We start from the raw sequence: 19,774 nt of genomic DNA on the forward strand, positions 1-19,774 counted from the left end.
CGCTTACATCGGTGCTTCTTCGCCTGGCATGTCGATGTTGATGTCGCCGACTTCGTCCGAGTGCCCCTTCAGGACTTCGTCGATCGCCTTCTTCAACTCGGCGGCCAGATCGATCTTGAAGTCTTCGTCTGCAATGCCCTTTTCGTCGGCCAGCTTCTTGGCAGCTTCGCTCAGGCTCAGCAGTTCTTCGTCCGATACGCTGTCGCGGAACTGAAGTTCCCCTTCCGCATCGAGATCGGCAATACGACCGTCGAGCAGGGTCTTCAGTTCGTCTTCGGTGATTTTCTTCTCGAACATGCCATGCGCGACACGCTGCAGTTCCTTCGTGGTTTCTGCCTTCTGCTCTTCGGTCAAACCGGACGGCAGAATGTATTTGCTCCGGGCGACTTCGATCGGAATGGCGGTGAACGCAGGCGACTTGGCGAGCTTCTCGCCGATCTGGCCGACCTGTTCCAGCGAGACTTCACCATCGCGGTACCCTTTGGCCACACGCGAGATCTGCTGCTTCATCTCTTGCTTCTGCCCATCCGGCAGATCCGAGCTGTCGATCAATTCGTTGGCCTGGCTCTCCATGAAGTTCGCGACCATCGTCGTGGCATTTAAGTAGACGTAATAGCCAACGCCGCACACGATGGCGGCCAGAACCAGACTGAAAACCAGACAACCGATGATGACCGTGGTACACCCACCGCCCGACTTCTTCGGCTCTTCGACGCTAAATTGATCGCTCGCCATCGATGCAAACTCCTTCTCGATAATGATTCAACATGGCCCCAACAACGATGCCACGATGAGTGCTCCCCTGATTGGGGTCGATTATCGCGGATTCTGATCCTCGGGCAATAACGGCAATTCGACGTACATCTGAAAAGCTTGCTCAATTTTTTCAAAGATGGCAGCCCCGCATGAACCCAAAGGCCATATCGCAAGGAAACCGCCTCCCCCTTTTTGAGCGTAAGTGGCTTCTCGTAAGACATCGTCGCCCCCATCCAGCCATCGTTGCGGACATGAAACGGTGCCATGAATGCTGGATTTCGGGGGTGATTCATGAGGGTGATCCCTTCGATCGTGTTCGAGTCAATCGGCCCGGAATAGTCGACCCAGCGGGCCGGTTTCCGAAAGACTTCTTTCTCGTCGACGTGTCCCTCGCTGTTGCGGATCGTCCCACCACCATCAGTCACGCCGATCGTCTTCGCCATGCGTACCCCTAATGGCCCGAACGGCGTGTCGCCGAACGTGACCTGATCGACGGTTGCCTGCAGCCGCTAATCGATCACCAGCAGCCACTGCTCCCCTTCGAGCGGGATCACCGTCATCGCGCGAACTTCCTCCAGAAGCTTTTGCTGGCTGTCGGTATCGACCCAGGCGTTGATCATCTGAAACTGGGCCTGATCGCCGTCGACGAACTTGCCAACTTTCTCGTGGCGAATCTTCCCAGGCGAGCGATCGGTCCAAAAGTTGACGCCGTTGATGTCGTGATGGGTCAGCCAGACCGAGTTGTGATGACTGTGCCCGTTGGGATCGTGCGGGTGTCCCATCCTCGTCAAGCTTCGCCCGGCCGGCCCTACGACGGGATAGATGAATGGACAATGCAAACCGGCTGCGTAGTGATATCGCAGCAACTCGCGACCGTCGCGCGTGATCGAGACTTGATCGTGCGGCAGTGGCAGGACCTGCATCGTCGGGACCGGTTTGGCCCCTGGCAGCGTTTCATCCGCTGCGGATATCGATCCAGAAAAAAGAACCAGGGCGAAACCAACAACAAGTACGCGTAGCATGAAGAGGCTCCCGGCGAGGTGGGATGAAGGGTAGGAGCCTTCAGCGTACCGGGCAGACTACGGTGACTCAAACAAAAACGGCCTCGCCGTCGAGGCAAGGCCGCTAATGTTTTGGGCTATGAATCGTTCGACCGATTATTCGTCGAAGTTGTATTCGATCTTCAGCACTTCCAGATCGTAAGTACCCTTCGGGGCGGCGATCGAGACGACGTCGCCAACCTTCTTGCCGATCAACTGTTGAGCCATCGGGCTGTCGACGAGGATCTTGTTGTTCATGAAGTCTTCTTCGCCAGAGCCAACCAGCGAGTAGACTTCTTCTTCGTCCATATCAACGTCGCGAACGGTGACCGTCGCGAAGAAGCTGACGACCGACTTGTCGACCGAAGAAGGATCAACGATATAAGCTTTGCTCAGCTTCGATTTGATCAGGTTGATCTTGGCCTGAATCATACCTTGGGTTTCGCGCGAGCCATGATACTCGGCGTTTTCTTTGAGGTCCCCTTCGGCACGTGCATTGGCCACCTTCTCAGTGATTGCTGGCATTTCGACGTCTTCGAGATGCTGCAATTCGGCCTTGAGCTTATCGTAGCCTTTGCGGGACATGGGCATTCTATCGGCCATGCTCGACATGTCAGGAACTCCCTAGCTGAAAAAAAAACGCGACCTGGGACAGGCCGCATGTCGTTCTTGTTGAATTGGTTACTTTTATTGTTATTGAAACGTGATGCGTTTGTAAAGCCAGCTTCACCCCACAGCTAGCACAATCGCGCAAGGGGGTGAAAAAGAACCATGATTAGCATCACGATTTGATCTTAGATTGTATCGATCAGGTACAACAGCGCCCCGCACGATGAGCAGAAGACCGGTCGGCCCAGCTTCAAATCGCTGACGGTTTGAATCCGAAGTTGCACATTGCACTGGGTGCAGTAATTGTTAACCACCGAAGCGAGGGCTTCTTCACCGCGAGCCTTGACCACACGCTTGTAATCTTGGCGAATATCTGGCGGAACGTCCTTCTCAACCCCTTCCAGGATCTCGAGCACGCGGGCCAGTTCGGTCTCCATGACGCCCCGTTGTTGATTGACTTCATTCTGGATTTTGGCCAGGTCCTCTTTGGCGTTCAGAACACCTTTGTCCGCCTCGGTCAATTTGACTTCCAACTGGTCGACTTTCTCGAGGGCCTCGAGAATCTCGTCCGACATCACGCTGTTGGCCATCTGGGCCGCGGCGATTTGTTCTTTGAAGATCTGGAATTCTTCGTTCGTGTTGGCGGCGTTCAGCTTTCCTTCAATCACACCGATCTTGCTTTCGCTTTCGCGAAGCTGCAGTTGCTTGCGATCGGCCGTCATTTTCGTGTTTTTGATCGACTCTTTGACGTCCACCACGACCTGTTCCGCAGCAACCACGCGGTTTTCGGCCGCTGTGATACGAATCGGACAGCGAGCCAAGCGACTTCGCAGATCGCTCAACTGGCGGTGGATTCGGTGAAGTTCCTGCAGAACTTCGCTATAGGGTCGTTGGGACATAATCAATCCATTCAGGGGACAACACGAAAAGGCTTCTCCCCACAATTTAGCAGTAGGCAAGGGTTTAGCACACGCCACCAATGCATTTTACCCCACCGGGCAAATAAAAAAGCACGGGCCTTGGTGACAAAGCCCGTGCTTTCCAGGTTCACTCAATCCACAAGTTCTGGGGGCTACGCCGCCTCGGCCGTGTGCAGGAAGCCGGCCAATTGCTGGCTGCGAACTGGATGTTGCAGCTTGCGAACCGCTTTGGCTTCGATCTGGCGGACACGTTCGCGGGTCACCTTAAAGATGCGGCCAACTTCTTCCAGGGTATAGGTGTACCCGTCCTGAAGGCCGTAACGCAGCTTGATGATTTCACGTTCGCGGTAGGTCAGCGTCTTCAGCAGGCCACCGATCTTGTCTCGCAGGATTTCGTTGGAAGCCTTGCGGATCGGGGTTTCTTCGTGGCCATCTTCGATGAACTCGCCGAACGAACTGTCTTCGCTTTCGCCGATCGGACGGTCGAGGCTGACCGGGTGACGACCGATGTCCATCACGCGGCGAACTTCTTCAACCGGGATCTCGCTATAACGCGAGATTTCTTCCATGGTTGGTTCGCGGCGAAGTTCCTGCAGCAGGCGCTTCTGGATGTTTCGCAGCTTCGACAAGACGTCGATCATGTGCACTGGAATACGGATCGTACGTGCCTGATCGGCGATGGCTCGGGTAATGGCCTGACGAATCCACCAGGTCGCATAGGTCGAGAACTTGAAGCCACGGCGATATTCGTACTTGTCGACCGCACGCATCAGGCCGGTGTTGCCTTCCTGGATCAGGTCCAAGAAGCTCAAGCCGCGGTTGCGGTACTTCTTGGCGATCGAGACCACCAGGCGGAGGTTGCCGCTGGAAAGTTCTCGCTTGACGCCTTCGTACTGATCGAACTGCTTGCGGAACTTGTTGCAGCGAGTCCGCAGGCTGCGTGGGCTTTCCAGCGTCAGCAGCATCAGGTCGCGAAGTTCTTTGCGGAGGTTGGCACGTTCGTCTTTGGCCGCTGGGATATCGCGGATGAGATCAAGACGTGCTCGGATTTCTTCCATCCGATCGGCGAAGTCTTCCAGTTGAGCCATCACGGGCTGAACGCGACGGGTACGCAGCGACAACTCTTCAACCAATTGCAGGCACTTCTGACGGCGGCGAATGAATCGCTTGCGAGCGGCGATTCGTTCTTCGCGAGGGGTGCTCTTGCGAAGCAGTCGTTGGAAGTCACGACGATTTTGTTCCAGCATGACCCGCAACGTCTTCAAGTTGTGCGGCATGCGACCTTGGATTTGTTCCTTGGTCAGGTTTTCGGTCAACGAAACCTTGATCGTACGATCGAAAGGGAGTTCGCCACGGTGGACCTTTTCCAGGATCTCAACCGTGTGCCGAAGTGCGAAGTCGCAACCCAGAACCAGGCGGCGGAACTGCTTGCGGGTGATTTCAATCTTCTTGGCCAGGGCGATTTCTTCTGCGCGGGAAAGCAGAGGAATCGAGGCCATCTGAGACAGGTACATCCGGATCGGATCGTCGCTGCTCTTGGTGATTTCTTCAGTAGTGAAGCTTTCCGATCCGCCATCTTCGTCCAAAGCTTCCGCGAATTCGCGAGCGGAAGGAGCCTTCGAGGCTGGGGCGTCGTCGAAATCATCTTCGGGAGGATCGGTAACCAGTTCGATACCGCGGTTTTCCAGTTCGGTCAGCAGCGAATCGAGTTTCTCGCTGCCTTGAGCTTCGTCGGGCAGATAGTTGTTGACTTCATCATAAGTCAACCAACCTTGCGACTTGCCTTTTTCCAAAAGTACGGCCAATTCTTGATCAGCAAATTCCATAGTGAAGACCTCCTTGCCTTCCCATAAAATTCCATTTGGTCATTTACGCCGGTGATCGAGATGCGGGTCAAACCGATCATTGGCGACGTCAAGCGGTATCCTCTACCCATCCGTGGGAAAGGAAATACCCTGGCGGTTTCGATTCTGCTCGATGATCTGTTGGAGAATGTCGAGCTCATCCTCTTTCGATAGCGATTGTTGCTGCATGGAAGCGACTTGCTGTCCTTCCATACGCTCTTCGTGTCGGCGGCGGTACGCCTCGACGATACGTTTCAGTTCCTGGTCGGCATCCCCGAATCCTCGGTTGGAAGCCGACTCGTCGAGCTCGATCAGCAGGAATCGCAACGATTCGTTGTCGATCGAGTCGAGGATCCCCGGAAACGCACAATCCAGGTGCGCTTCGCTGCGGGATCGGATGACTTTGTAGATGGCTTTGGCACCTTCGCTGATCAATTCATCCGGACCGATCTCGTCCAGGCACCATTCCACCGTTTCGGGCAACGCCAACATCAACTCGATCAGGGTGCGGTCCCAGTTGTCGAGCGTGCTGATCCGATAAATCGTGCCCGGGTTGGCCGGCATTTCTTCTTGATTTGCCGGGTAAGTTTTAGTGCTGGCCGCTTTTCGCAAAGCAGACAGCCGTGTCCGTAGCTCCGATTCAGCGACCTGAAACTGGCGAGCAATCCGTGCCAGAAACTGGTGTTCGCGAAGACGGACTTCCGACGACGCTTCCGCCGCCAGGTTGGGTGCCTTGGCCAACGTGTTCAACACGTCTTCCAGGGCATCGTTAGCACTATGCAGATCGTTGGCCAGATTGATTCCGGCGGTGGCGATCCGAATCTTGTGTTCCAGGGCGTCGACCGACTTGTCGAGGTGGCTACGAAATCCATCGGCACCATACTTCTGTACGAAGTCACAAGGGTCGAGGTTGTCGGGAAGGGTCGTAATTCGTAAGTCGACCTGCTGAGCGATGAACAGCTCGAGGACTTCGCTGGTACGCTTCTGGCCAGCTTCGTCTCCATCGAGCACCAGGTAAACGGTGTCGGCATAACGGCGAAGCAGTTGAATATGGCGTGGCCCGAGGGCAGTTCCCAGCACGGCAACGGCGTTCTTGACGCCAGCTTCGTGCAGGGCAATCACGTCCGTGTAACCTTCCACGACCACCACCTTCTTGCTGTTGGTGATGTGATCGCGAGCCAGGTCCAAAGCGTAAACGTTGTCGCTCTTCGAGAAGAGCCGTGTTTCAGGCGAGTTGACATACTTGGCCGATTTTTCGTCGGCGTATGCCGGCAGAATGCGTCCACCAAACGCGATCGGACGGCTTTGCACGTCACGAATCGGGAAAATCACGCGTCCCTTGAAACGATCGTACATACGGCCAGCTTGCGACTTGCCGATCAGTCCGACATTTTCCAGAACGGGATGGTTATAGGCACTTTGAATCGATTTGTTGCAGAGCCACTGCCAGTCGTTCGGCGAAAATCCAAGGTGAAACCGATAAATCGCTTCCTTGGTAATCCCGCGATCGTGCAAATAACGACGGGCTTCGTCCGCAATCGGATCGTTCAGCAGCAGTTCGTGGAACGTTCGCTCGGCCCAGGCCAACGCGTTGTATTGAAACTTTTTATCGTTGGGGCTTCCGGCCGGAGCGACCGGGCCGGCCGATGGCAGGGCGATATTGGCTCGTTCGGCCAGCAGTTCCAGTGCTTCGCGGAATTCGATCGATTCGCGACGCATGACAAAGCTGAAAACGTCGCCACCAATTCCACAGACCCAGCAGCGCCAAGATTGGCGTTGCGGATTGACCTGAAAGCTTGGTCGGCTATCGTCGTGCCATGGGCACAAAGCGACGTAGCCGCGTCCCTGCCGTCGCAGGTTCAAGTACGTACCGAGCACATCCACAATGTCGGATGCGACACGCACTTGTTCTTTCACGTCGTTGTCAGGGAGAAATGCCACCCGCTTGGAAATCCTTCCAGGGAAATTCGGGAACCCTTTGGCCCGAGAACAGTCGGCGTTCAGGCCGCTTCCTAGCAACCTTCACGTAACCCAACATTCGCGTTCTGGGCCGTGCCTTCCGTAGCACGTGGGAGCAATTTAGCCCATATCGCATTTTTAGGTCAAGTTCGCATTGACGTCTGCCGACAACCTTTTGGTTTCACGCTAGCAGATATCTTCTACAATATCGATTTCCAGGGATTTCGCGAAGTAGCATCCCTTTTTTTCCCTGCCTTAAAAGGCGTAGCAGAGCACAAATTTGGCTTCCCGTTTTTTTCCTCCTGCCGAACAAGCCGACGAAAACGACCTCGTTCTGGTCGGCGGCCGACTGACTTCTGAGTGGCTTTTAGATGCCTATCGCCATGGAATTTTTCCGTGGCCGATGTGGGGCGACTGGATGCCTATGACCTGGTTCTCGCTCGATCCCCGGGCAATCATCCCTCTGAATGGGTTGTATGTCAGCAGTCGATTGAAGCGGACCATCCGCAGCGGCAAATTTCAAGTCACTTGCGATAGAGCATTTCGCGACGTGATGAAGGGGTGCTCGCTGCCGAGACACGAAAAAGATGGTACCTGGATCTCGCCGGCGATGATCAAGGCGTACTGCAAGCTGCATGCAGAGGGGCACGCGCACAGCGTCGAGGTATGGCAAGAGGACCAATTGGTCGGGGGAATTTACGGCGTCGCGATCGGCGGCGTGTTTGCCGGTGAATCGATGTTCCACACGGTTCGCGACGCCTCGAAAGTCGCACTGACCGCGCTGCTGTCGCATTTGAACCAGCGCGGCTACAAGCTTTTCGACATCCAACAATGGACCGAACACACCGGCAGCATGGGGGCCATCGAGATCGATCGGAGCGATTACCTGCGACTGCTTGGCTCGGTTGTCGACTTGCCGGTGACGTTTGGCGAAGAACTTTCCGAAATCAAATATTTCGGCGACTAAGCCTTGGCGATCAGTTTCTTGCGAAGCAGATCGAGGCCCTGCTTCGCCATGCGGGGGCCCCAGATCTCAGGATGCCCCGCCAGACCGCTGGCTTTTGACTCGACACCTTCGGCACTTGCCAGGGCGACAAAGTAGTCGTCCGACGAATCCGCCTCGCAGAACGTCCCTAGGGCCAACCCGTAATCGGCCCCGGTTTGCTGACGGATTGCTGCGGCAGCCTTCTCGACTGCTTCCTGCGTGGTGAGCTCGCTGGGAGGCTTAATCTGCCCACCGATGAACACCTGTCGCTGGTCGTCGACTGCCCCCAGCCAGAAAGCGAGCAGCCCCGAGGTCGACGACTCGACCGTGGCGACCTTCTTTCCTTGAGCGAGCAAGTCACGCACGATCACGTCGTGCAGTTCCTCGTCCCCTTCTCCGAAGACCAGATCCCCGACCGCCGCATGAATTTGCTTGACCGTATCAGCAATGGCCGCCTCGCATTGGCTCGCCTCGGTCCCGGTGGCGGTGATTCGGAGCGAGATGGTGGCCTGGTGCACCGTAATCCCGACACGGGGTTCGCGTCCACGTTTGATCAAGTCAGGCAGCAGTGACTCCATGTGGCTCTCGCCAACCCCGAAGCATTTGACGACATGATGACGGATCACCTTCTTCGCGGTCCCCTGCCCTGCCAACGAAGGTGCGACGGTAGCGGTCCACATCTCCTTCATTTCTGCTGGCACACCCGGTAATGCGATAAATCGGGAGTGATGCATACCCACGCTGTAATCGAGATCGATCCCAGGGGCCGTTCCGTTGGGATTGAAGATTACGCGGCTTCCTTCCGGAAACATGGCCTGGATTTGATTCTTCGGTGGCATTTCACGCCCCCGCATCGAGAACCGACGCTGGATATGCTCGAGACTGTCGGCATCCAGCTTCAAATGGGTACTGGTCGCGTTCGCCAACGCTTGCCGTGTAAGATCGTCGTCGGTTGGGCCAAGGCCTCCGGTCGCTATCACCAGGTTAGCTCGCGAGAGGGCCGTTTTGAAAACTTGGATATTGGCTTCCAGATCGTCGCCGACCGTGGTGTGAAACAGCACCTCGATCCCCAGAGCCTCTAATTGCTGACTAAGCCACTGAGTGTTGGTGTCCAGTCGCTGTCCGCTCGTTAGTTCGTCACCGATGGCCAAGATCTCTGCGATCATTCTGGGTTTGATCCTTCCTGAGTGCGTTTGCGGCGAAGCGAGTGCTTCTTCTCTCTACGATACCCCAACATTGCCACTTCGACACGACCCCGAAACTTTGCCAATTCGATAGAGGAGTATCAAGCGTCATAGGTCGAAGTGGGGAACCGCGAATTCCCTTGAGATAACAACGAGTTACGCTTTCAGGTGCATTCATTTAGCCGATGAGCCGGAAGGGGACACCTTCCCCAACTTTGCGGTATGTTCCAATGCCGGTGTTCCTACCTCGCTCGGGCGCAACCTGATCATGCCATCAAACTCCTCCGCGACTGCCAATGCACCGACCGTTACTCAAACGTTTTATACCGCTGCGCGCGAAGCTCGTGACGTGGTCCAGCGACTTCTAAAACGGAAGCGAGAAGGTCTCGACTGGATTGATGACCTACGGGAATTGCAACAAGAGTTCATCCAGAGCTCGCCTCAAGCCTCGCAGCGAGAATGTGGAGCCGGCTGTGCCAGTTGCTGCCTCTCGGCCCAGGTCGACGTCACCGGGGTCGAAGCTATCGCTGCAAGCGAGTTCCTGCGGATGTGTGTCAGCCCAGAAGATCTGGCGAAGATCGAAACGCGTCTCAAACGGAGCACCGAAATCCGACGAGCTCAGATCAAAGGGCAACTTCCACAGCGACCGGTGGCGTGCGGCATGCTGAATTCCAAGGGACATTGCCAGATTTATGCGGCCCGACCTGTGATCTGCTCTGGCGTCTTCTCCACCGATCGTCAGGCCTGCGACGACGCCATCCATGCTGCGGAAACGGGCGATCTGTCCGGATCGGCTCCGCTGGACCTGGTATCGATCCAGGCAACCGGCGGAATCTCGGGGGGATTGCAACGTGTGCTCGTCGAAAATGGCTACGACGGCAACCTTTACGAGCTTAACTCGGCTGTCCTGACCGTGCTTCACGACACTCAAGCGCTGCAACGATTCTTTGACCGCGAAGATATCTTCCGCGATGCCATCTGCACCGAAGCCCACTCGCCCCCCAGACGAAATATGGTCGTTCGACCATATCACTTACGTCGCCGAGAGTCGCAATTGAGATAATCCTCATCCTGGGTTTGCCTATCCCAGGTTGTCAAACCGAAATCGAAGCTGGTACCGTAGAGGGAATTGCCGTCGAATGACGGATGGAGACAGGATCGACTCGCTTCCCGCTCGGCACGGTTTTGCCCGGGAATGCGAACTTTTCGGGAACGATTGACCTATGGAATTTACCGCTGGCTTCGAGCACTTCGTTCGCACGGATGAACCTTTGGCACAATACACCTGGCTGAAACTGGGTGGAAGCGCAGAATATTTCGCCGAACCTACGACCATCGAAGAACTTGCTTCCGTCGTCAAACGGTGCCGCGAAAACGATATTCCGTGTCGCGTGCTGGGTGGCGGCTCGAACTTGCTGGTCAGCGACGACGGCGTTCCGGGCATGGTGATTCACCTGAGCCATCCCGTCTTCAGCGGGATCGAAGTTGACGGCAACCGTGTCACCGTCGGCGGTGGTGCCAAGCTTTCCCATGTCGTCAGCACGTCCGTCGGAGCAGGTCTGGCCGGTCTGGAAGCTTTGGCTGGTATTCCTGGCACCGTCGGTGGTGCCCTGCATGGCAATGCCGGGGCGAATGGCGTCGACATTGGTCAGCGGACGGTCGAAGCCAAGGTGATGACCCGCACTGGCGAAGTGCAGACCCGCACCGCCAGCGATCTGCAGTTCACCTATCGCCAGAGCAGCTTGGATGAACTAGTGATTCTAAGCGCCGTGTTCGAGCTGGACCCAGCGGACTCGCAGGAACTGACCCGCCGCATGCAAAAGTTCTGGATCGTCCAGAAGGCTTCGCAGCCAGGCGGATCGGACGCGGTCGGTTACATGTTCTTCGACCCACAAGGGCTTTCTGCCAGCTCGGTGATCGAGCAATCGGGGCTGAAGGGCACCAAGGTCGGCGGGGCCGAAATCTGCGGCGAACATGCCAATTTCGTCATCGCCAGCCCAGAAGCAACCGCCAGCGATGTTCGCCGGTTAGCCGAACTCGTTCAAAGCCGTGTGAAGGAAGTCAGTGGCATGGATCTGAAGTGCCAGCTAACCATCTGGTAGCAGCGGCACCACTCTTACGAGCAACCACCAGGAAGAGCGGAACATCGGTGGGCTTTCCGCCGTAAGACAAGTTTCGCGAACCGCAATCAAGTTGCCCGTTAAGATGAGCCGATCTCGAATCATGGGCAATTGTCGATTTCCATAAAACGTGTGGAGACGCGTTTATTGGAATCGAAAGATTCATTATGCTCTTCGCCATGCTGGCCGCTTTGCCGCCGGCATGCCATGGACGGGCCAACTTTTACAAGGATGTATCCAGTGAGTCGCAGCGATCAAACCCGATCGGGTTTGTTGAGCTTGGGTTCCCCTGCCGCGCGACAGTTCTTGCTGTGCGTCGCAATCATTGCGGCCTTCGTGCTTGTGATGGTCGCCGGCTGGAATCACTATGCCGACCAGTTCGCTGCCCGGGAAGAATTCCTGCTGTCGCCAAGCGACATTCTGATCACCACGCCGCCGGCATGGATTCAGTCGAACGTCCTGTCCGACTCTGTCGAAGAAGCGTCACTGCCGGAGCAACTCGATCTTCGCGATCGCGAGCTGACCTCGAAGATTGCCGCCACCTTCACGGCCCACCCCTGGGTGCGTCAGGTGCATAAAGTCGTCAAGCAATACCCGGCCAAGGTCTTGGTCGAACTCGAATACCGTCGGCCGGTCGCCATGGTGGAAGTCGAATACGTGGAAGCTGGTACTGTTAGCCGCGGCCTGATCCCGGTCGACGTCGAAGGAACCGTATTGCCAACGGGCGACTTTCCTCGAATTCAAGCAACCGATCGCTACCCACGCATCCATATCGATCTGAAGCGACCGATGGTCGAAGCCGGGATGAAATGGGACGACCCACGCGTTGCCGAAGCGGCCTCGATCGCCAGTTTGCTGGTAGGTCACTGGAGCGAATTGAAGTTGAACCGAATCGTCGTCAAAGAAGATGGCGGTCGGCACTACGAATTAGAATCCGACACCACCCGCATCATTTGGGGAAGTCCCCCAGGCCAAGAACTGCCGCAAGAGACGCTGGCGAACCACAAAGTTCAGGTGATGCTGCAGAAAGCAGCTGAGTCGGCCATCTCCGACAACAACGCCAGCCCAGCACTCGATCTACGAACGGCAGGTCGAGCATTGACCGGCACTGGCCCGGTACGCCGCTAGAGCAAACTGCTCATCTAATACGCTGCGATGAATCGGAGGAGAGATAGCTGGTGTCGCCTGCCTTCCCATCGGGCACTTGATTCCAACTGCTGTTCTCCGGAATCTCTGTGCGTCGAATTGCCACACTCTGGGGTGCTTCAATTCCGACTCGCACCGCTTTTCCCGTGACACGCAACACGACGACCGTGATGCCGTCGCCAATCTCGATTCTTTCACCAACGCGTCGACTTAAGACTAACATAGCGTCCCTGCCCAAGACCTTAACTAAGAAATATATCAGCGAGATGAATCTCACCTCGCTTCCGGTCGTTTTCGGTTACACGATGCTAGTCAGGTTGCGGCAGAACGTCAGACAGAAACCATGTCCGTTCGTTCTAACCGCGAGTATAAAAATCTCCATGCGGTTTACTACAAACAAAATGAAATCAGGGTGACATTTTCCGCAAAATAGTCAACTTTCTGCTGCAAGCTTATTGACGAACGTTAATACAAACAGTCATTCGCTTGGTATCTGATTCATGGTGTAGTACAGCACGTCATGCCAGAGCGGCTCACCATTCTCGTTGCGAATTCCCGGGAAATGGATTTCGTGAACGTGCCCTTCCTGGACTTTATCTAAGGTGATTTTCAGCGACTTCTTATCCGGAGCGACTTCGACTTGGGTCACTGCCGGCTTGGTATGGTCGACCTCAGGGCTACCGTAGCTCGACTGATAGATATAGGTATAGGTCTCGGCGACGATCGCATCGGCGGCCGTGGCGGAGGCAGCATCGATTGGCTTCGTGAAATGGACGGTGAAGCCATCGGGATTCGCTGTTACATTCAGCAAGTCGAATGGAACGACGCCGGTCCAGTTGATCCGTTCCAACGAGAACGGCTTGCTGCCGCGTGATCCCCAACCACGGTTGGTACCACCGACAAACAGGTTGCCATCTTCGGTCATCCAGATTGGCAAGGTGCCGGAGCCGATGTCCTTCAGGAACGGAATGCACGCCCCTTGGTAGCGGCCATTCACTTCTTCCATAACGACACGCATCACGGTGCTGTGCGACTGATCGCCCACCATCATCTGGCCGGCGAATGGCCCGAACTTGCCTTCCGATCGATCGTAGTCGACACCACTGGCCGACTTCCCCATCTTGTCGTAAGGGAACAGAACAGCAGCAGGCATGTACTCAGGGATCTTCTTTGCTTCGACATGGAAGCGACTGTTGCTTTCCGGATCTTGTGGGCGATCGCCCATCTCTGGTGCGAGCTTGTACCAATCGTTGCCGCCTGGGTGACCGACGAACTTGCCGGGCACCAAATGCTTTAAACCACAGGTACCGTTCCAGGGACCTTGGTTATCGGTATAGAACACATCGCCGGCGGCGTTCATGCCGATACCACCAGGGCTACGCACACCACTCGTTGTCGCCACGGTGGTGCCGTCTTCGTTCACACGCATACACCAGCCGCGAAATGGAACCTGACTCGAGAACGAACCGGTCAAGCAAAGCGTGACCCAGATGTTCCCTCCCTGATCGAAGCGCGAACCGAAGGCGTATTCGTGATAGTCACCCGACACGCCCCAGCGATCCGAGACGATCTCGAATTCATCTGCTTCGCCATCACCGTTGGTATCGCGAATCCGCGAGACATCGGTTCGCTGCGTCACGTAGAGCCAGCCATCGCGATAAGCGAGGCCAAGCACTTCGTGCAGACCATGAGCGAACAGCGTGAACTTGGTATCGGTCTCTGGCGAACTGGCCTTCGGATTCGAGACCATGTAGATATCGCCGCGACGCGTGGCAACCGCCAACTTACCGTCCGGCATCATCTCTAGTGCGCCAACTTCCAGCACGACACCTTCCGGAATCGGAAGCGGCGTGATCTTGTAGTACTTTTCCTGCTCGCTTTCCTGGGCGAAACCCACGGTGGTACCGAGCAAAACCATCATCAGAGCAAACGTTGTATATCGAATCATGGCGATCCCCATGCAAAGGGTCAAACGGAGCAATCAGGTACCAGGGAGGTCTTACCAAACGTATTTCAGCGAGAACTGACGCGGACCGGCACCTTCCGGCACCTCGATCAACAGATCGTTTTGATCCGGTCGGACGATCCCCTTGGCTCCTTCGATTTGAACCTTGAGACCATCCCCCATCTGAAACCAGCCATCCTCCAGGGCATGAATACCGCCCCCTTGAAGTGCTCGGAAAACAAACGAACCAGTCGTCGGTGGACCTTCGACCGTGAACTCTCGAACCAATACCGGGAACTCACCCACCTTGTCGGCGTGGATGGCTTCCGCAATGGTTTGCTCGTCGAAGCGATAACGGAACGTTGGGTTGTTCGCTTCATCGAGGCGATAGCCTAAGAACTTGTAGCCAGCCTCCTTGCCCGACGTTTCCGGCCACTTGGCAGCAGCGTCTGTCAGCACTGCGAACGGTGCCTTGCCTGGCAAGTGGATGACGTTGTCACCCAGCGGAGGCTGGAAGCCCTGACCGCGACCGGTCCAGTGACGCGACGCATCGATGAACGCTCCTTGCCAGATCAAGGCCAGGTTCATGTCGTTGGCATCGAACGCAATGTTCGCCTTCTCAGGGAATCCGACCCCAATCGCACGGCTGCCCGCTCCTTCGATAAAGTTGCGATAGATCACAGCCTTGCGCCAGGCGATCAGCTCGATCGGCTGCTCACCCACACCAAACGGCTTGGCCGCTTTGTTCTGATCGCTCAGGTAGATCCAAATGGCTTCGACCTGTTGATCGGCATCGCCACTAAGAATATTCCGCATCACCGACTTGCCATTCGGCCAAGCCGTTGGCATTCGCGTTCCCTTGCGGAAGCGAGGTGGATCCATGACGTAGGCCATGAACCAGTCATGATTCAAACGGCGAGTCATCAGCGTCATGTCGATGCCCTGGACGCCAGAGGCCTTTTCACCATCGAACGTGTGGCACTTGATACAACCAAAGACCTTGTCACCCACCATGTGTCGTCCGGTCGCCTTGATGCGGCCTTCCGTTTCTGGGATCTCGATCGGTGGATGCTCCGGCAGCGTATCGAGCGTGGCGAACAATGGCTGCAACTGCCCCACATTCTGACGACCGAAATTCGGCATCACGGTCTTCATGTAAGGTCGATCCTTGGCACCTTCGCCTAGGATCTTGTTCATCCAGTTCGGCGTCAGCTTGGCACCGACACCGGTAAGCGTCGGTGGGATGCGACCTTCATCACCCATTTCGGCCTGGGTAGTGTGAAACAACGTGTCGAGCTGCGGATCGACACCGCCAATCTCGTTGCGTTGATGGCATGCATAGCAGTTGAAGGTTGCCAGGTGGCGTTGAACGCGTTGCTCTGGTTCCCAGGCCAACGTGTTGGCTTCTTTGCGATGCGAAATCGCCGACGCCAGGCTCTTGCGTTGGGCTTCTGTCAGGCGAAAGTCAGGAGCCCCTGTCGGCTCGGCGGCCAGACAGCCCTTGCTGATTTCGAGTTCCGCCAGGTTCGGGCCCTTCAAGATCGAGCGATCCGCTTTGGTTCCTTCCAGTTTGTGGCAGGTCGCACAGCCAAGCGAAACGAACTGAATCTGCCCCTTTTCTGCTCGCTGGGCATCGACCTGGAAACCAGGCGTACCGCTCGACTTTTCAGCAGGCTCGGGACTAAGCACGATAAAGTCGGCGACCGAAGCGTTTCGCATGCCGCGAGGGCCATCGAACAGCACTTCAAGCTCTTGCTCGCCGGCCCCTTCAAAGTATTCGACTCGCAGCGGGTGATACCCGGGTTCAAGTCGTACCTTACCGGAACGACGCCCTTTCGGATGAATCCCGTCGTGAATGACGACTTCCTTGCCATCGATCAGCAACCGGCTACCGTCGTCCGATTCGAGATGGAAGTTGTAATCCCCTTTCTGCGTGATGTTCAGAAAGCCCTCGAACACGAGACCGAAGTGATCTTTTCGCGGGGCAATGCCGACGTCGAACGACATCGTCTCGCCGGTATCGATGGGCTTCAGCTTCGAGAAGTCTGGTAGCTTGTCCCAGTTGCCTTCGTAGTAGGTGTACTTGATGTTCGCTGGAATCTCGACATCCAGATCCTGCAGCAAATACTGGGCGATCTTGTTGGCATCTTCCGAAGTAAGCCGCAGCGAAGGCATACGGCCAGAGGCACGCACCTTCAATGGATCTTGCAGGAACGCGGCGAGGGAAGGAACCGAGTACTTTGCTTCGAGCTGGCCCAGCGGCTTTAGTTGGCCGACCTCAGGCGGGCTGCCTTCGCGCGGACCGTGACACGCGGCACAGCCGATATCGTGGTAGAGGTTCTTCCCGTCGTTGATATCGCGACCACGCCGCCGAGCTTCCTGCAATCGACCGGTCGAAGCGAGGAAATGGGTCAAGTTCTCAATCGCTTCCGCGCGTTCTTCCGCTGGCAACCCACCCAGCACATCGGGCATCGTAGCCCCTGGCTTCAATTGGTGGGGATCGGCGAGGTAGGCTCGTAGATATTCTGGACGCACGCGCGATCCGACCGTCGACAAATCAGGAGCCGATTTCGGTGCGAGGTTGCCCAGGTCGACGTTGGACTGGGCATGACATGCCACGCAGTTCAATTCGCTCAGAAGCAATTCGCCTCCGGCGGCATCGCTAGACTGCGAATGGAAGCGTTCATATCCTGGAATGATTGGGCCAGTCTGTGCCCCTGCGGGATGGCTCTTTAGAACAACAAGAACCGACGCAACCACAAGGATGCCGAGGTGCATTCTCTTCATGCGGAAAGCCAATTATGGAACGAGGAAATAGATCGGGTGGGAGAAGTGCTAAGTTAGGCAGGGGATTGGCCTAAGGATGTGAGTTGGCCCTATTTCATAGCCAAGCGAAGGCAAAGTCAACTAATGCATCCGAATTATTCGATCGATTGTAAAATTGCTCGGTGAGTTTTCACAAACCCTATGAGTAACTTTTCGCCACGATCGGCTATCAGCAGAGTGACGCCGTTATAGAGAAGTCTTTCGTGTGGCAAGCTCGGCCAACTGATCCAGGTGCTGACGAAGATCTTCCAGCTTTTTTGGAAGTTCAGCGTGGGTAAGGTCGATATGATCGTCGTCGAACTCGCGTAGAATTTTCAGGGCGGGATTTTTTCGAGTTCCAAAGTTGGCTGCCATCCCCAGCAATCGATGGGCAGTGAACGAGAACTTTTTCGGATCACCAGCGGACAAGGCATCGATCAACAATTGATACTGGGGCTGGTAGTTTTCGCAGTACATCACCATTAGCTTGATCCGCAGGTTCTCAGGATACGACGCCAATGGATCATCGTCGACTTCGCCCTCTTCCGATTCTGCCTGGTGTATGGCTGCCGCAGGAGGCGAATTACTTTCAGATGTTCCCGCCAGAAGCTGCAGCACGGAACGCAAGCCTTCGAGCGTGACGGGCTTGGTTAGATATCCGTCCATGCCGGCTTCGACCGTCTTGCTGCGAAACTCTTCGGTCGCATGGGCCGTCAAAGCGATCACGGGAGGCCGACTCCGATCGGTTTCCAGGCAGCGTGCAATCAGCCGACTGAAGAAATCGAACCCGTCGCCATCAGGCAGTTCGAGATCCAGCAAAATCAGGTGGGGCCATTTGTTTTGCATCTTGTCGAAGCCATCTTCGATCGAAACGGCGAATTGATGTGGCACGGCCAGTTCGGAAAGCATCTCACCGACCACCAGACGGTTGGCATCGACATCTTCGACCACCAACACATGCGTTTTCGACAGTGCCGGCATCACCTCAACCGGTGCAGACTTGTCGTGCTCCCATTCGTCCCGTACCGGCGCGTCGCCGAACGAGCGAGCCATCGGAACTTCGATGATGAATGACGTTCCGACTCCTAACTGGCTGACAACACGGATCCGGCCATCCATGGCTTCCACCAGGCGATAGGCAATGCTAAGCCCGAGTCCTGCGCCGCCATGCTTGTCGCGGTCTCGTTCGGCTTGCTTGAAAGGCTCGAAGATCACCTTCTGGTCTTCGGGCGAAATCCCAGGACCAGTGTCGGTCACGCTGAACGTAAACCAGACTTCATGAGCCATATGCCGTTGAATCTCGGCATCGACCGTGACTCGACCTGAGGTTGTGAACTTTAAGGCGTTTTGGATCAAGTTGACCAGGACCTGGCGGAAGCGATTCTCGTCACCAAGCACCCATAGATCGAGCCCGTCGTCCATGTTGAGCACCAGTTCTAGCCCACGTTGCTGGGCCTGATGCTTGAACATATCGACGACCTTCTCGATCGTCTCTTTGGGATTTAATGGCGAACGTCGCAGCTTCAGGTCGGAGTCGACTTCCAGCTTCGACATATCGAGCAAATCGGTCAGTAACCCCATCAGCGAAAGGGCCGAGTCGTGAATCGTGTTGAGCAGCTTCTTCTGGTTGTCGACCAGGCGACCTCGCAGCAGCACTTCGGAAAGCCCCAGGATGGCATTCATCGGCGTGCGAAGTTCGTGGCTCATTTTGGCCAGGAAGCGCGTCTTTTCTTGATTGGCCCCTTCCGCGAGTTCCTTCGCTACCTTCAGGTCTTCGGCATTCTGCCGGAGCCGCTGAACCATCTTCTGCAGCTGATTCACTGCCGGACGAAAAACAAACAAACCTTCCAGCAGCAACACGGCAAGTGTCACGATCAGCAGACCATGTTCGGTTCGCTTCAAGTTCGAGACACGACTTTCGGCTTCCAGATCGTAGGCATACACAATCTGATCCATGCCGGAGAGAAAGCCTTCCTCGTGCTCCATAATTTGGCGCAGGGACGGCGTGATCTGGTTCAACGGAATCTCATCGTCTGGCGTCGCCAGAATTTTAGTCGCGGCCTCGCGGATCGATTGAAACTGTGGCTCAAGATCGGCATACAGTTGCGTAATTACGTCGCTGTTGCTGCCCGGCAATCCCAACTTGAGATCTCCATTTTGCAGCCCGAGATGAGACGATTCCCATAGCTCGAGAGCATCTCGCAATTCGCGGCGATCGGCCGACCGTTCAAAGGGATTCTCGGTTGTGTGCAGTTGCAGCGCAAGCTTGGTGATCTTCTGGCTCAACATCCGTTGGCGCCCAGCAATATTGATCACCGTGGAATCGCTTAACTGGCGTTCCAGGCTATGCTGAATAAGAACTTGCCCTGCGATCGTCAGCAAGGCCACGGCACTCAAAGCGAGCACATAGAGGATCGTCAGACGATTGGCGGAGGACTTTGCAGTGGGAATCAATTCCCGC

General features: G+C 55.9%; 14 protein-coding genes and 1 pseudogene. 4 read left to right on the plus strand and 11 right to left on the minus strand.

The window, feature by feature from the left end; all coding sequences use genetic code 11:
- Window positions 1–3: 3 nt before the first annotated feature.
- The 6 genes and pseudogenes from AB1L30_RS24670 to dnaG all read right to left on the minus strand — a co-directional run bounded on the left by AB1L30_RS24670 (window position 4) and on the right by dnaG (window position 7,110).
- Entirely contained in the window at window positions 4–735 is a 732-nt protein-coding gene (locus AB1L30_RS24670) for a hypothetical protein (RefSeq protein ID WP_367017905.1), read from the minus strand.
- Between the two features lie 143 nt (window positions 736–878).
- Window positions 879–1,778 (minus strand): annotated as a pseudogene (locus AB1L30_RS24675) (PmoA family protein); the annotation flags it as partial.
- 135 nt (window positions 1,779–1,913) lie between these two features.
- Window positions 1,914–2,399, minus strand: a complete 486-nt coding sequence (greA, locus tag AB1L30_RS24680; RefSeq protein WP_367017881.1) for a transcription elongation factor GreA — start codon at window positions 2,397–2,399, stop codon at window positions 1,914–1,916.
- Between the two features lie 191 nt (window positions 2,400–2,590).
- Entirely contained in the window at window positions 2,591–3,304 is a 714-nt protein-coding gene (locus tag AB1L30_RS24685; protein ID WP_367016972.1) for a phospholipase, read from the minus strand.
- Between the two features lie 173 nt (window positions 3,305–3,477).
- The gene (locus AB1L30_RS24690) at window positions 3,478–5,151 is read right to left on the minus strand and encodes a sigma-70 family RNA polymerase sigma factor (RefSeq protein ID WP_367016974.1); all 1,674 of its coding nucleotides are present in this window, start codon (window positions 5,149–5,151) and stop codon (window positions 3,478–3,480) included.
- Between the two features lie 102 nt (window positions 5,152–5,253).
- A complete protein-coding gene (gene dnaG / locus AB1L30_RS24695; RefSeq protein WP_367016975.1) occupies window positions 5,254–7,110 on the minus strand; it encodes a DNA primase in 1,857 nt (618 codons plus the stop codon).
- A gap of 298 nt (window positions 7,111–7,408) precedes the next feature.
- On the opposite strand from dnaG, the gene aat reads away from it, so the two are divergent.
- Window positions 7,409–8,095: a leucyl/phenylalanyl-tRNA--protein transferase gene (gene aat, locus AB1L30_RS24700; RefSeq protein ID WP_367016977.1), complete on the plus strand. Its 687-nt coding sequence runs from the start codon at window positions 7,409–7,411 to the stop codon at window positions 8,093–8,095.
- On the opposite strand, the gene AB1L30_RS24705 is transcribed toward aat, so the two are convergent.
- Complete coding sequence (locus tag AB1L30_RS24705; protein WP_367016979.1) at window positions 8,092–9,279, minus strand: CinA family nicotinamide mononucleotide deamidase-related protein; 1,188 nt, start codon at window positions 9,277–9,279, stop codon at window positions 8,092–8,094. The genes aat and AB1L30_RS24705 overlap by 4 nt on opposite strands.
- Window positions 9,280–9,565: 286 nt before the next feature.
- Here AB1L30_RS24705 and AB1L30_RS24710 point away from each other — a divergent pair, with 286 nt between their 5' ends.
- The 3 genes from AB1L30_RS24710 (at window position 9,566) to AB1L30_RS24720 (ending at window position 12,545) form a co-directional block, all read left to right on the plus strand.
- Window positions 9,566–10,360, plus strand: coding sequence for a YkgJ family cysteine cluster protein (locus AB1L30_RS24710; RefSeq protein WP_367016981.1), 795 nt, complete (start codon window positions 9,566–9,568; stop codon window positions 10,358–10,360).
- 160 nt (window positions 10,361–10,520) lie between these two features.
- A complete protein-coding gene (gene murB / locus AB1L30_RS24715) occupies window positions 10,521–11,399 on the plus strand; it encodes a UDP-N-acetylmuramate dehydrogenase (protein WP_367016982.1) in 879 nt (292 codons plus the stop codon).
- Between the two features lie 258 nt (window positions 11,400–11,657).
- Window positions 11,658–12,545, plus strand: a complete 888-nt coding sequence (locus AB1L30_RS24720; RefSeq protein ID WP_367016984.1) for a hypothetical protein — start codon at window positions 11,658–11,660, stop codon at window positions 12,543–12,545.
- A gap of 10 nt (window positions 12,546–12,555) precedes the next feature.
- Here AB1L30_RS24720 and AB1L30_RS24725 read toward each other — a convergent pair whose 3' ends face one another.
- The 4 genes from AB1L30_RS24725 to AB1L30_RS24740 form a co-directional block, all read right to left on the minus strand.
- Window positions 12,556–12,786, minus strand: a complete 231-nt coding sequence (locus AB1L30_RS24725) for a carbon storage regulator (protein ID WP_367016986.1) — start codon at window positions 12,784–12,786, stop codon at window positions 12,556–12,558.
- 255 nt (window positions 12,787–13,041) lie between these two features.
- Entirely contained in the window at window positions 13,042–14,511 is a 1,470-nt protein-coding gene (locus AB1L30_RS24730; RefSeq protein ID WP_367016988.1) for a hypothetical protein, read from the minus strand.
- 51 nt (window positions 14,512–14,562) lie between these two features.
- Entirely contained in the window at window positions 14,563–17,127 is a 2,565-nt protein-coding gene (locus AB1L30_RS24735; RefSeq protein ID WP_367016990.1) for a c-type cytochrome, read from the minus strand.
- Window positions 17,128–17,520: 393 nt separating this feature from the next.
- Complete coding sequence (locus AB1L30_RS24740; protein ID WP_367016992.1) at window positions 17,521–19,767, minus strand: ATP-binding protein; 2,247 nt, start codon at window positions 19,765–19,767, stop codon at window positions 17,521–17,523.
- Window positions 19,768–19,774: the final 7 nt, after the last annotated feature.

The sequence above is a fragment of the Bremerella sp. JC817 genome, assembly GCF_040718835.1.
In the GTDB taxonomy this organism is placed as follows: Bacteria; Planctomycetota; Planctomycetia; order Pirellulales; family Pirellulaceae; genus Bremerella.